Source organism: Flavobacterium swingsii (assembly GCF_900111965.1).
Classification (GTDB): domain Bacteria; phylum Bacteroidota; class Bacteroidia; order Flavobacteriales; family Flavobacteriaceae; genus Flavobacterium; species Flavobacterium swingsii.
In genome coordinates, this window is record NZ_FOJT01000004.1 from 185824 (window position 1) to 200045 (window position 14222).

Genomic DNA, 14222 nt, shown 5'->3' on the forward strand with positions numbered 1-14222 from the left:
AAATTATTATGAATACAGAAAATTCAACAGACCAATTTTTTAAAAGCACCGTTTTAGGTCACCCAAGTGGTTTATTTGTTCTTTTCTTTACAGAAATGTGGGAAAGATTTTCATTCTACGGGATGAGAGCCCTTTTAGTAATGTTTTTTACCTCTACTGCTTTAGAAGGAGGTTGGGACTGGACAAGAGAACAAGCGATGGCACTTTTTGGTTCTTATGTGGGACTTGTTTATCTGTCGACTATGATGGGTGGATATTTTGCGGATAAAAAAATAGGTTACAGATGGGCAGTTGTTATTGGAGCTTTATTAATGACATTAGGACATGGATCGATGGCATTAGAATCTCCGTTTTTCATTTACTCAGGTTTAATTTTATTAGTTTTTGGAAATGGATTTTTCAAACCAAATATGACATCAATTGTATCTGAAATGTACAAAGACAGACCAGAGAAAAAAGACGGAGCCTATACTATTTTCTATATGGGTGTAAACTCTGGAGCTTTTTTCGGAATTGTGCTTTGTGGTTATTTAGGAGAACAAGTTGGTTGGAATTGGGGATTCGGTTTAGCAGGTGTTTTTATGCTTTTCGGATTAATTCAGTTTTGGTTGTCTCAAGATATTTTTGGTGATATAGGTTTAAAACCTGTCAAAAAAGAAGTAATGCTAACTGATGAAAACAACGACAAATTAAACCCGTTCCCAGTTTGGCAAATCGCTTTAATTGGCTTAATGACAACTTTAGGATTGGCTTGGATTATTTTCGAACCAGCTAAAATCATCACAAATGGTGCTTTAGATATATTTAATTTTGAAGTGTTCGGATTGTCTGGAAATAATTTCACCATCTTATTAGCTATCTTATTATTCCTTTTTCTTTTGTTTTACAGATTGAGTAATTATTCTCAAATTACCAAAGAAAAAATGATTGCCGTTTCGTTTTTTGCATTTTTAACCATTTTCTTTTGGGCAATTTTTGAGCAATCTCCTGGAACACTTACGATTTTTGCAGATGATTATACCAATAGAGTTTTAGTAGGAAATGCGGGTATGATATTCAAATTTGTTAATGCAGCGATAGTACTTGTTCCATTAGGAATTATTACTTGGGTTCTATTATTATTATTTAAACAAACTTTTGCTAAATATTCTGTTGCAAACATTGTACTCTCAATGAGTTTTGTAATAATTTGGGGAATTGCTTTTTGGATGTTAAAAAATCAATTTTCAGAAGATTCATTAGAAGTGCCAGCCTCTTGGTTTTCATCTCTAAACTCTTTATACATTATTGCTTTAGCACCACTTTTTTCTAAATGGTGGGAAAGTAAATACAATCCATCTGCCAATATGAAATATGCACTAGGAATGGTGTTTTTAGCAATCGGTATGATAACTGTAGCCATTGGTGCAAACGGAATTGCGCCTGGAGCAAAAACAGCTTCGGTAAGTATGATTTATTTAATATTGGTATATCTTTTTGTAACTATGGCCGAACTTTGTATATCCCCAGTGGGATTGTCTTATGTGAGTAAATTAGTTCCAGCTAGAATGATAGCCATGATGTTCGGAATTTGGTATTTAGCCGTTGCAATAGGTATGAAAGGTGCTGCAAAATTTGGAGAAAACATAGATAAAATTGCTGATGAAAAAGGATTGAGTTATTTTTTCTGGATGTTAGCTATTGTATCTCTTATTGTTGCCGCATTATCATTTGTAATGTCGCCAATAATTAAAAAATTGATGCACGGCGTTAGGTAATGGCATTGTTTTTGATTGTTAAATGAAAAAAGGAATGATGAAAAAAATACTCATAGCTTTATTCTTATTTATAGGAACAATGTCTATTCAAGCACAAGAGATTAGATGGGTGACGCTCGACGAGGCGATGGCTAGACAAAAAAAGAGTCCAAAGCCCATTTTTATGAATGTTTATACCGATTGGTATGGACCTTGCAAAATGCTTGATAAAGAAACTTTTCAAGATCCTGAAGTTATAGATTTTATTAATAAAAATTATTACGCTGTTAAGTTTAATGCCGAAGGAAATTCTGTAGTTGCTTTTAAAGGAAATAAATTTTCTAATCCGGGATTCGATCCTAACCGAAAAGGAAGAAATAGCGCTCACGAACTAACTTCTTATCTTAAGGTTCAAGGTTATCCGGCGATGTATATTATAGATAGAAATGGCGATACACAACAACAAATAATAGGTTATAAAACGCATGAAGAATTGTTAAAAATATTAAGATAATCTTTTATTTCTAATTTCTTTTTTACATTTACTTACTAAATTCATTTAAAATTAAAACTCATGAATAAATTTAAATACTTATTTTTTTTAGTTCCAGTTGTTGCTGTGTTATTTTTTTCAAGTTTTAATTCAGATAAAGCAACAAATAAAATCACAGAAGATTTAGTTTGGCACACAAACCTTAAAGAAGCAATGGAAATTGCTAAAAAACAAGACAAACCATTATTCTTATTCTTCACAGGAAGCGATTGGTGTGGTTGGTGTATTCGCTTGCAAAAAGAAGTTTTTAAAACTCCAGAATTTGAAGCTTGGGCCAAACAAAAAGTAGTTTTGGTAGAGTTAGATTTTCCTAGAAGAACAGAACAAACTGCCGAAATGAAAAACCAAAACAATCAATTACAACAAGCTTTTGGGGTACAAGGTTTTCCAACAGTGTGGTTTGCGAAAGCAAATGATAAAGCAGGAAAAGTAAATTTCGAACAATTAGGAAGCACAGGATATGTTGCTGGTGGACCAAGTGCTTGGCTTTCGGGAGCAGATCAGATTATTGCAAAATATGTTCCTAATTCAAAAAAAGGATCAAAACCTCCTAGGCTCAAAAAGGCCAAATCATAATTTATAAAATCCCTTTTCGTAAGTACTATGAAAAGGGATTTTTTCTTTAGCACAAGTTTGCTTCCAAGCTGTAATATAACTTTTGTAATTAGAAGCATCGGCAATAATAATTTTTGGCTTTGTTGAAGACAACAATCGCTCTAAATTTACTTTTGGAGAATCTCTTAAAATAATAATATCAGGATTCATTGTGTTTTTGTAGATACTAGATTTGTCAATAATCAAAATTTTATTGTTGTTAAAATAAATCGTGTTTGTGAGCGGTTTAGGGTTGTTTATTTCGCAAAAATTAGCTGTTACATATGATTGAATCATTTTCTTCTCAAAACCGTTTTCTGTTAAAGTATTGTTTGTGCAAAGAGTGATTTCCTTGCCTATTCGTTCGCCAATAATTGTATTTCTTTTGGCATTAAAAACGATTAACTCCTTTTTGTTTTCTGATTGCCAGTTTGTAGAAACAAGCAATAACTGAAAAATTAAAACGCTACTGAAAGCCAAAATAATTTTTGTGAAATTGGGTTTCATAAACCAAATTATCCAAGTAAAAACAAGGAGATAAGAAGCAATAAGTAACGAAAAACTTAACGGAATATCTTTGATGACGAAAGTTTCAATAGAAGCAATCCATTTAATATAAGTATTGGTAAAAGTGATGCTCAACTCTACTATTTTAGAAAGGAAAAGAGGAACAAAATCAAAATATGCCAATATCATAAGAAGAACACCTATTGCCATAATTACGGAAAGACAAGGAATTAGCACCAAATTTGTCACAAAAAATAATCCTGGAAACTGATGGAAATAATAAATACTGAGTGGCATAGCTCCGATTTGTGCTGCAAAAGAAACGGTGATAATGTCCCAAAAATATGTAACGATTTTATTTTTTGGTTCCCAAAGCGATTTCAGCATTGGCTGTAGCCAAAGAATAAAAAATAGTGCAATATAACTTAACTGAAATCCAATATCGAACAAAAATAAAGGCTCGATAAGCAGAATTAAAAACAAAGAAACGAGCATCGTATGGAAAATGTTCGTCTCTCGATTTAGAAACATTCCTATTGACACAAAGCTAAACATCGCTGCCGATCTAACTACCGATGGTGCTAATCCTGCAACCAATGCGAACAACCACAAGGAGATTAAAATGATTGTTAACCTAATAAAATTTCCGTATTTGTTTTTTGGTAATGGTTTTAATAAAAAGGTAATAAACAAAAGGATAAACCCAACATGCAAGCCCGAAACCGAAAGAATATGAACTGCACCAGCATATTGATAATCACGTAATACTTCGGGCGAAATATCCTGTTGCTGACCCAATATTAGTGCTGATATTACTGCTAACTCTTCTTTTTTGAACCCGCTTTTTTCTAAATTTAGGATAATTTTATTCCGAAATGTTGAAGTATAATACCATATATTTTTATCGATATGAGTACTAATTTTTAGCTGTGAAGTTTCTGCAAATAGTTGTGCATAAATTCCTTTTGTTTCTAGATATTTTCCATAATCGAACTGATTTGGATTATTAGGTTTAAAATTTCGTACTAATTGTTCTTCGATTTTAAGTTTAGTTCCGATAACAAAGTCTTTGGTAATTGAATCTTTTTTTAAATTTAATAAGATTTTTCCAGAAGCGATTTTATTGTCAATTCGGGTTATTTCGGCAATATATCGATTGTTACTGGTTGTATTTTTTAATTTTTCAATAACAGTAGCCGTTATTAAGTGATTTGATTCGAAATTTGTTGTGTTATGAGTGTAATGATTTGCTCTAAAAGTATCGTTGTGAACTAATGTTGTTGTGATTCCGATAGCGAAAAATAAAAAATATAAGGAAATTGAAAAAGCTTTTTTCTGTTCAAATTTATGATAAGATTGAAATAAAAAATAGCCAAAAATAATTGTAGATATGCTTAATAAACCGAAAACGTAATTAATATTTAGAGGGCAATAATAAGCGGCAATAATGCCTAAAATAAGCCAAAAACAAATTCGAACTATTGGAAATTGTAATATCTTCATTTGACTAAGATAATGAAATATCCATTTGTATTCTAAATGCAATAAGAAAATTAAGGAGAATTAGGCTACAAAACAAAAATGCCTCAGAAATCTCTGAGGCATTTTTAATTAATTAAATTTTATTAGGATTTTACTAATTTGTCTTTTCTGTTTTTTATGTTCAAAACCTTTTCTTTACTGGCAACGATAGGTTTTTTAATGTCACTAAGTACATTTATAGCTTCTTCAACATAAACATCTTTAGACAAACTTTCGTGCCAATCTTTTCTTTTTTGACCTAATAACGAGTCTTTTTTAATAAGTTCCATTTCCTGAGGGAGAGAAGTAAATTTAAGCGAATTTTGAAATTTTGAAATTGCTTTAAATTTTTTAGTTCCTTCTTCTATTGATGCTTGTTCTGCTTTGAATTTATTAAGATTCAAACTAATTAAATTGTCTTCTTTGCGGTCATTAATCCATTTTGCATTTTCATCTATTAGCTTAAATTGAGCGTTTTCTAATATTCTCTTTTGGCTGTTAGCAACTACGGCTTCAAAATTATTTATAGCTTTTAAAGATTCAAACGGAGCTTCATCAATTTTGTCCCAAGGCATTGCATTTTTTACATCACGTTCTCCAATTTCTATATAAGAATAACGGTCTGGAACAGTAATGTCGCTAGAAACTCCTTCAAGTTGCGTAGAGCCACCATTTATTCTATAAAATTTTTGAATTGTAGTTTTTAAAGCTCCAAAATCTCCCATCGAAGCATTATTACGAACCAACTGATTCAAATCGAAAACATTTTGAACTGTTCCTTTTCCGTAAGATTGTTTGCTACCTATAACAACACCTCTTTTATAATCTTGTATTGCAGCTGCAAAAATTTCGGAAGCGGAAGCTGAAAAATTATTTATCATCACCACAAGCGGTCCGTCCCATTGTACTTTTGGGTCGTGGTCAGAGAGAACTTCTTTTTTCCCTTTAGATGATTTTATTTGTACGACAGGTCCTTCTTCAATAAATAATCCAGTAATATCTACAACTGTTTTTAATGATCCGCCACCATTGTCACGTAAATCCATTACGATTCCTTGTACGCCTTCTTTTTTAAGATTTTCAACTTCAAGAGCAATGTCTTTTGCAGCATCACGATTGTCATTGTTCTCGAAATCGATATAAAATTTAGGTAAATAAATCACGCCATATTTTACACCATTTTTCTCGACAATACTAGATTTTGCATAGGTTTCCTCGATTTCTACAATATCTCTTATGATTGATATTATCACTATCGATCCATCTACCTTTTTCACTGTAAGTCTTACTTCTGTTCCTTTAGGTCCTTTTATTTTTTTCACCACATCATCAAGCCTCATTCCAGTAACATCGACTGCTTCGCCGTTGCCTTGTGCCACTTTAAGGATTAAATCGCCTGGTTCGAGTTCTTTTCCTCTCCAAGCGGGTCCGCCAGAAATTAATTCCGAAATTTCCGTAAAGTCATTTGTTTTTTGAAGTCTTGCGCCAATACCTTCCAATTTCCCGCTCATACTCACATCAAAACGTTCTTTTTCTTCTGGAGCAAAATAATAAGTGTGCGGGTCAAATTGGGTAACTATTGCGTTTACATAGGCTACAAACCAATCATCTTCGTTAGATTCTTTGATAAAAGCGAAATAATCTTTTAGTGTTTTTTGTGTTGTTTCTCTTGCTTCTTTCTCTAGTTGTGAAAAAGTTTTTGCAATATATTTTGGGTCTTTTGCTTTTTTATCGGCTTCTAATTTTTCTTTTTCTACCACAGTGGCTAAAATAGAAAGTTTCATTTGCAGACGCCATCTGTTTTTTAATTCAGAATAATTTTTGGCAAAAGCATTTTTATCGGAATCTATATTAATAGTTTCATCGGTCGTAAAGTCATACGGTTTCTCGTTTAGCGATTTGTAAACCACCTCGACTTCTCTCATACGTTTTTGCAAACGTTCATAGGTTAGTTTAAAAAATGTTAAATCACGATCATGAATCATATCATCTATTTGTAATTCATAGATTTTAAATTCATCGATATCAGATTGTACAAAAAATCTTTTTGAAGGATCTAATGCGTCAAGATAATCTTTATAAACTCCTTGAGAAAACTTGTCATCCATAGCAATCGGATCATAATGACCTTTTTCTATAACAAATGTTATCAAATCCAAAAGCATTTTGTCTTTCTCCGGGTCATTTTCTTTCTTTGGCATAAAACTCCACAAAGTGGCAGAGATAGCAAGAACAGCTAAAATTACTTTATAATTCCTTTTCATATAATTCAAAATTGCATTCATAATATTTACTAAAGTACATAAAAAACTATGCCATAATAATAATTTGACTATAATTTTTTGTTAAAGATGTAAAATTAGTTACTTGCAAGTAAAAATGCTTAATTTAGCGTCACTTTTTCCTGTTAAATTTAGCTTTTCATATAAATAAAAATGAGTAAACCATTAATATTAGTTACAAACGACGACGGTATTTCGGCACCAGGAATACGAACACTTATTGCCGTTATGCAAGAAATAGGAACTGTTGTTGTAGTGGCACCAGATAGTCCACAAAGCGCTATGGGACACGCCATAACGATAAACAGCACTTTGCATTTGAATAAAGTTTCGCTCGAAAATGCACCAGTAACCGAGTATAGTTGCTCAGGAACTCCTGTAGATTGTGTAAAGCTGGCTGTGAATGAAATTTTGAAACAAAAACCAGACTTATGCGTTTCGGGTGTAAACCATGGGTCAAACTCATCTATAAATGTGATTTATTCGGGCACGATGAGTGCCGCTGTCGAAGCTGGTATCGAAGGAATTCCTGCCATTGGGTACTCTTTATTAGATTATGATTGGAATGCCGATTTTGAAACTTTTAAACCTTACATAAAAAAAATTGCGCTCGAAGTTCTACAAAAAGGATTGCCTGATAGTGTGGTTCTAAATGTCAATTTTCCAAAAAGAAAAGAAGAAGAGCTAAAAGGAATAAAAATTTGCCGACAAGCCAAAGCCATGTGGGAAGAAAAGTTCGATAAAAGGAAAACACCACAAGGCAAAGATTATTACTGGCTCACGGGCGAATTTGTGAATCAAGACAAAGGTGAAGATACAGACGAATGGGCTTTGGAAAACGGATACATTTCGGTAGTGCCAGTTCAGTTTGACATGACGGCACATCACGCAATTCAGCAATTAAATAATTGGAATTTAAACAACTAAATTATGAAAAAAACAGATTTGCTTATTGGTATGATAATAGGATTTGTTTCCGCTTTTTTAGGAACGTATCTTTTCTTTACTTTTTGTACTGAGTATAGCTTTTTAGAAGGTGTGAAAGGCATGAAAAGTCAAGGGTTTCTAGGAAAAGTAATCACATTAGGCGCTATTCTAAATCTTTTTACTTTTTTTATATTGCTCAAAATAAATAAAGAACTCATGGCTCGCGGCGTTGTATTGGCAACCATACTTTTGGCTATAATTACAATGTTTGTTTAAATAATCGACAAAAGATGAAATACTACATTATTGCTGGCGAAGCATCGGGCGATTTGCACGGTTCGAACCTTATGAAAGGCATTTATAAAGAAGATTCTCAGGCAGAAATTCGTTTTTGGGGAGGCGATTTGATGCAAGAAACAGGCGGAACCTTAGTAAAACATTATCGGGATTTGTCGTTTATGGGTTTTCTAGAAGTGGTTCTTAATTTGAAAACCATTCTTAATAACATTAAAATTTGTAAAGATGATATTTTAAATTTCAAACCAGATACTATCATTTTTATAGATTATCCAGGTTTTAATATGAGAATTGCAAAATGGTCTAAAAAACTAGGAATACGAAATCATTATTATATCTCACCACAAATTTGGGCTTGGAAAGAAAACCGAATCAAATCCATAAAAAACGATGTCGACAAGATGTATGTTATTCTTCCGTTTGAAAAAGATTTTTACGAGAAGAAACATCATTTTCCAGTTGAATTTGTAGGTCATCCGCTCATTGATGCTATAAATAATCGTAAGAAAACCGATGCAGAACAATTTAAAAAAGATAACAACTTAGACGAAAGACCTATTATTGCGCTTTTGCCAGGAAGCAGAAAACAGGAAATTGAAAAAATGTTATCCGAGATGTTGTCCGTTGTAAAAGACTTTCCTAATTATCAGTTTGTAATTGCTGGCGCACCGAGTCAGGAATATTCATTTTACGAGCAGTTTTTAACGAATGATCAAGTACATTTTATATCAAATAAAACCTATGATTTATTAAGTGTTTCTCATGCAGCGCTAGTTACATCAGGAACGGCAACGCTCGAAACAGCTTTGTTTAAAGTTCCCGAAGTTGTTTTGTATAAAGGAAGTTGGGCTTCGTACCAAATAGCAAAACGCATTATAACTCTTAAGTACATTTCGTTAGTCAATTTAATAATGGATAAAGAAGTCGTTACCGAACTCATTCAGGAAGATTGCAACTCGAAAAAAATAAAAGCAGAACTCGAAAAAATAATAGAACCATCATACAGAAATACGCTTTTAGCCAATTATGATTTGTTAGAAAAACAATTAGGCGGAGCAGGAGCAAGCGATAAAACGGCACATCTTATTGTTAGTGATATGTTATGCGTCAGTTAACTACAAAATCGAAATAAAAAAATTAGAATGAAATATATTTACTGCATATTTAGTGTTTTACTTTTAGCAAATTGTTCTCAAAAGATTAAAACTGATAATAAAGATTGGACAAAAGTAATAATTGGAACTTGGGATTTTGTAGAAACCAGAGATCCAAGTGGGAATAAATTAGAAAACTATGAAGGGAGTTTTGGAACTGTTCAAGCTACAGGGCCAAAACTTATCTACAATTCAGACTTCACATACAATATGGTTTTTACTCCGAAAAACACTGATACTGGAAATTGGAAATTTAATAAAGAAACAATGACAATCGAACACGATTTATATATTGACAGTACAGGTTTTGTTGGTAAAGATTTAATCAGACAAAAATTAGCGGTTAAATCAAGTAATGGAAATTACTATGAAAGAATTGACGAAAAAATACTAAAAATTGAAAACGAAGAAATGTTGATTGATAACAGAGGGTTAATTAATGTCTATAAAAAAGAAATAAAAAAATAACCGAACGCACAACAGCGGTTTGTAACAATTGCTTGGTTTCATTCTGAAAACTTTCTTGAACATATTTTATTCTTCAATTCACTATTTTCATTAAAAACTTTAGGTATTTTTGTTGTGGTCTGTGAACAATTTATCGTAACTGTTTTCAAACTGCGAAACGTTCTGAGAAGCAAAATAATTATGAAACTATTTATAACAGGAATATCAACCGATGTAGGTAAAACCATCGCATCATCAATTATAGTCGAAGCATTAGAAGCTGATTATTGGAAACCCATTCAAGCAGGCGATTTAGACAATTCCGACAGTCATAAAATCGAATCTTACATATCTAATAATAAAACGGTAATTCACGAAAATAGTTATTTGCTAAACACGCCTGCGAGTCCTCATCTTGCGGCAAAATTGGATGGAATAACCATCGATTTAAATCAAATAATAGAACCAAATCCCGATAATTATCGGGATAAAAACCATCTCATAATTGAAGGAGCTGGCGGACTTTTCGTTCCGTTAAATGATACAGATTGTATTATCGATTTGATAAAACCAGATTATAAAGTCGTTGTGGTTTCTCGCCATTATTTAGGAAGCATCAATCATACATTACTCACAATCGAAGCTTTACAAAACAGAAAAATAAATATTGCGGGAATCATTTTTAATGGAAATGAAAACAAATCAACAGAAGAAATTATTTTATCAAAAACAGGAATAAAAGTTATAGGAAGAATCAGTGAAGAACCCTATTTCGACAAAAATGTAATTTTAGAATATGCCGATATTTTTCGTGAAAACCTTCTAAATTTATAAAACCTTTATGAATCCCTGTATTTTTCTTCTCGTATCTTTGTAAAATAAAATTATTACCAAAATGAACCTTTCCGAAAGAGATAAAAAACATAATTGGCACCCATATACGCAGCACAAAACTTCCCAACCCGAAATCGCCATTCTAAAAGGAGAAGGAGCCTTGTTATGGGACGAAAATAATAAAGAATATATCGATGCGATTGCTTCTTGGTGGGTCAATCCGTACGGACATTCTAATCAATTTATTGCCGATGCGATTTACAAACAACTCACAACTTTAGAGCATGTTTTGTTTGGCGGATTTACACACGAACCAGCCGTTTTATTATCAGAAAAACTAATAGAAATATTACCAAAAAATCAACAAAAAATCTTTTTTTCAGATAATGGTTCGACAGCAGTTGAGATTGCGATAAAAGTTGCCATGCAATATTTTTATAATAAAAACGAAAAACGAACCACAATAATTGCTTTCGAAAATGCCTTCCATGGCGATACTTTTGGAGCGATGGCGGCAAGTGGGATTTCATTTTTCACCGAAGCATTCAAAGGCTCATTAATCCAAGTTGTTAGAATTCCTGTCCCAACTATTGGTAACGAAAAAGAAAGTTTAGATGCTTTGGCGAAAGCCATAAAAGAATACGATTGTGCAGCCTTTATTTTCGAACCGTTAGTACAAGGAGCAGCAGGAATGGTCATGTACGAAGCTTCGGAATTGGATAAACTAATGAAAATCTGTAAAGAAAACCAAGTTTTTACCATCGCCGACGAAGTAATGACCGGTTTTGGTAAAACAGGAAAAACATTTGCTTGCAATTATCTGGAAGGAAAACCAGACATAATGTGTTTGTCTAAAGCCTTAACTGGCGGAACAATTCCTATGGCGATTACCACATTTACACAAGAAATTTTCGACGGATTTTATGATGACGATGTAAATAAGGCACTATTTCACGGACACACATTTACTGCAAATCCTACAGGTTGTGCGGCGGCTTTGGCAAGTATACAATTGCTAAAATCCGATGAAATGCAAGAAAATATTGAAAGAGTAAACAAACGACATTTACAATTTCAAGAAAAAATAAAGCGACACCCAAAAGTAAGTACAACACGTGTTTTAGGGGTTATTTTTGCTTTAGAAATAAAAACTGATTCGAAAGCCAGTTATTACGGAGGTTTACGCAACAAACTCTACAATTTCTTTATCGAAAAAGGAGTAATTCTTCGTCCCGTAGGAAACATAATTTACATTTTGCCTCCCTATATTATTACAAACGAACAATTGCAAAAAGTATATCAAACTATAGAAGAAGCACTAGAAATAGTTTAAATTTGTAGCTAATCCTGCTATCCGTTGCAATCTCGCCAAGAAAAATGGCGAGGATTTCCACTGCAAACGAAGTTCACCGAACTCCGATGAAAATGGAAATTAAGTGAGGTAATCAGGGCTAAAAAATCATGTTTTGAATAAAAAAATAGCCATAACCTCCATTTCTTCTTTTTCACCATTAGGCAATCAACCCGAATTAATTTGGCAAGAATACCTAAAGGAAACATCATTAATTTCCGAAAAACAAATTGGGAATCAAACCATTCCCGTAGCCACTATTTCGGAAGAATTAAAAAAGGAAGTTGAAGAACTAAAAGCATCAGATCAGAAATACAAATCGTTAGACAACTCGGTTTTGTATGCTATTTTAGCTTCACGACAAGCTGTAAAAAAGGCTGGTTGGACACAAAATGACATCTTCGGAATCAATATTGGTTCCTCACGTGGCGCCACCGAATTATTCGAAAAACACCACCAAGAATTTATCGAAACCGGAAAAACAGGAACATTAGCCTCGCCAACGACAACATTAGGTAATATTTCCTCGTGGATTGCTCATGACTTGAAATCTTCTGGACCAGAAATATCGCATTCTATTACTTGTTCTACAGCTTTGCATGCTTTGCTAAACGGAGTTGCTTGGCTTCGTGCAGACATGGCAGATAAATTCCTCGTTGGCGGAAGCGAAGCGCCACTCACGTCTTTTACCATCGCACAAATGCAAGCTTTAAAAATTTATTCGAAAGAAGAAAATGCTTATAAATGTCGTGCTTTCGATTTACATAAAACCAAAAACAGTATGGTTCTCGGCGAAGGAGCGGCCGTGATTTGTCTAGAAATTGGCGAAAGAGAAAACGCAATTGCTTATATAGAAGGAATAGGTTATGCTACCGATATTTTAGAACACGGAATCTCTATTTCTACCGAAGCAGATTGCTTCCAGAAATCGATGAAAATGGCATTGCAAAACACTAATTTATCCGAAATTGATGCGATTGTTATGCATGCGCCAGGAACTGTAAAAGGTGATTTATCAGAATATAAAGCAATTCAAAAAGTATTTACTTCGTCAATTCGACCTTTGGTCTCGGGTGGTGAAAACTTACCAATGCTTACAACTAATAAATGGAAGATTGGACACACTTTTGGTGCATCTGGTATGTTAAGTGTCGAGTTGGCAATTCTAATGATGCAGCACAATCAGTTTATTGGAGTTCCATTCAACCCTTCTAGGGTTCAAAACCCTAGAAGGGTTATTAAAAAAGTATTGGTAAATGCCGTTGGCTTTGGAGGAAATGCTGTTTCTGTGTTGTTGAGTCTGTAGTTCGACCCTTCTAGGGTTTAAAACCCTAGAAGGGTTAGCCCCAAAACCTAAAGTTCCAACTCCTTTACCTTCTCATAAATCAAATTACTCTCAAAACCTTTTCGCAACAAAAAATCACAAAATTTCTTTCGTTTTTTTATAACGTTAGCTTCTCTCATGGTTTCCCAATGATTTTCAGCTAGTTTATGAAAAGTTTCTAAATATTCTTCGGACGTAATTTCTTTAAGCGCTGTATTTATGTTATATTGTGATATTTTACGAAATTTTAATTCGTTTACAATTCGTATTTTCCCCCAAGATTTTATACGGTGTTTTCCACGAGCAAAACTACAAGCAAAACGCTCTTCGTTTAGAAAATTATGCTCTATAAGATGTACGATAATCATATCGATAGCCTGAGGAATCATCTTTAAATCATACAGTTTAGCAACGACTTCCTGGTGGCATCTTTCCTGATACGAACAATAATATTCTAATTTTAGAGTAGCTTCGGTAACGGAGTAAACTTTTGAATTCATAATACAAAACTAATGAAAATCACTGATTTTAAAATTTTAACAAGTAAAATCACTTTATTAAATTATTCCAAATACCCAAGTTTTATCGACGAATGGCAAATATTAACGATAAGATAACAAAGAATTGCGTATAAAGCTTCTTTTTTCAATAATTTTGCAGTAAGTTTGGTTCCCTTATTTTTTTATAACATATTG

At 33.1% G+C, this 14222-nt stretch carries 13 protein-coding genes; 10 read left to right on the forward strand and 3 right to left on the reverse strand.

The annotated features are described in order from the left end of the window. The first annotated feature begins 8 nt into the window (after positions 1 to 8). Genes BM053_RS07925 through BM053_RS07935 form a run of 3 tightly spaced genes read left to right on the forward strand, consistent with a single transcriptional unit; the run spans position 9 to position 2865 of the window. Positions 9 to 1757, forward strand: coding sequence for a peptide MFS transporter (locus tag BM053_RS07925; protein WP_091476061.1), 1749 nt, complete (start codon positions 9 to 11; stop codon positions 1755 to 1757). A 37-nt stretch (positions 1758 to 1794) separates the two neighbouring features. Further along, a complete protein-coding gene (locus BM053_RS07930) occupies positions 1795 to 2250 on the forward strand; it encodes a thioredoxin family protein (RefSeq protein ID WP_167357325.1) in 456 nt (151 codons plus the stop codon). Positions 2251 to 2310: 60 nt separating this feature from the next. Next, entirely contained in the window at positions 2311 to 2865 is a 555-nt protein-coding gene (locus BM053_RS07935) for a thioredoxin family protein (protein ID WP_091476064.1), read from the forward strand. Here the strand turns inward: BM053_RS07935 and BM053_RS07940 are convergent. Together BM053_RS07940 and BM053_RS07945 are read right to left on the reverse strand one after the other, a co-directional pair. Beyond that, a complete protein-coding gene (locus BM053_RS07940; protein WP_091476067.1) occupies positions 2860 to 4893 on the reverse strand; it encodes a ComEC/Rec2 family competence protein in 2034 nt (677 codons plus the stop codon). The genes BM053_RS07935 and BM053_RS07940 overlap by 6 nt on opposite strands. Before the next feature lie 122 nt (positions 4894 to 5015). Then, on the reverse strand, positions 5016 to 7196 hold the full coding sequence (locus BM053_RS07945) for a carboxy terminal-processing peptidase (RefSeq protein ID WP_091476069.1): 2181 nt from the start codon (positions 7194 to 7196) through the stop codon (positions 5016 to 5018). A 150-nt stretch (positions 7197 to 7346) separates the two neighbouring features. Here BM053_RS07945 and surE point away from each other — a divergent pair, with 150 nt between their 5' ends. The 7 genes from surE to BM053_RS07980 all read left to right on the forward strand — a co-directional run bounded on the left by surE (position 7347) and on the right by BM053_RS07980 (position 13509). After that, entirely contained in the window at positions 7347 to 8120 is a 774-nt protein-coding gene (surE, locus tag BM053_RS07950) for a 5'/3'-nucleotidase SurE (protein ID WP_091476072.1), read from the forward strand. 3 nt (positions 8121 to 8123) lie between these two features. Next, positions 8124 to 8396: a hypothetical protein gene (locus BM053_RS07955; protein ID WP_091476074.1), complete on the forward strand. Its 273-nt coding sequence runs from the start codon at positions 8124 to 8126 to the stop codon at positions 8394 to 8396. Positions 8397 to 8410: 14 nt separating this feature from the next. Further along, positions 8411 to 9532: a lipid-A-disaccharide synthase gene (gene lpxB / locus BM053_RS07960; protein WP_091476075.1), complete on the forward strand. Its 1122-nt coding sequence runs from the start codon at positions 8411 to 8413 to the stop codon at positions 9530 to 9532. Between the two features lie 27 nt (positions 9533 to 9559). Next, positions 9560 to 10039, forward strand: coding sequence for a hypothetical protein (locus tag BM053_RS07965; protein ID WP_091476077.1), 480 nt, complete (start codon positions 9560 to 9562; stop codon positions 10037 to 10039). Between the two features lie 180 nt (positions 10040 to 10219). Then, on the forward strand, positions 10220 to 10852 hold the full coding sequence (gene bioD, locus BM053_RS07970; protein ID WP_091476080.1) for a dethiobiotin synthase: 633 nt from the start codon (positions 10220 to 10222) through the stop codon (positions 10850 to 10852). 61 nt (positions 10853 to 10913) lie between these two features. Further along, entirely contained in the window at positions 10914 to 12185 is a 1272-nt protein-coding gene (gene bioA, locus BM053_RS07975) for an adenosylmethionine--8-amino-7-oxononanoate transaminase (RefSeq protein WP_091476084.1), read from the forward strand. Between the two features lie 133 nt (positions 12186 to 12318). Further along, on the forward strand, positions 12319 to 13509 hold the full coding sequence (locus tag BM053_RS07980; protein WP_091476085.1) for a beta-ketoacyl synthase N-terminal-like domain-containing protein: 1191 nt from the start codon (positions 12319 to 12321) through the stop codon (positions 13507 to 13509). Positions 13510 to 13556: 47 nt separating this feature from the next. Here the strand turns inward: BM053_RS07980 and BM053_RS07985 are convergent, their stop codons facing one another. Then, positions 13557 to 14027, reverse strand: coding sequence for a regulatory protein RecX (locus BM053_RS07985; RefSeq protein WP_091476086.1), 471 nt, complete (start codon positions 14025 to 14027; stop codon positions 13557 to 13559). Positions 14028 to 14222 lie beyond the last annotated feature (195 nt).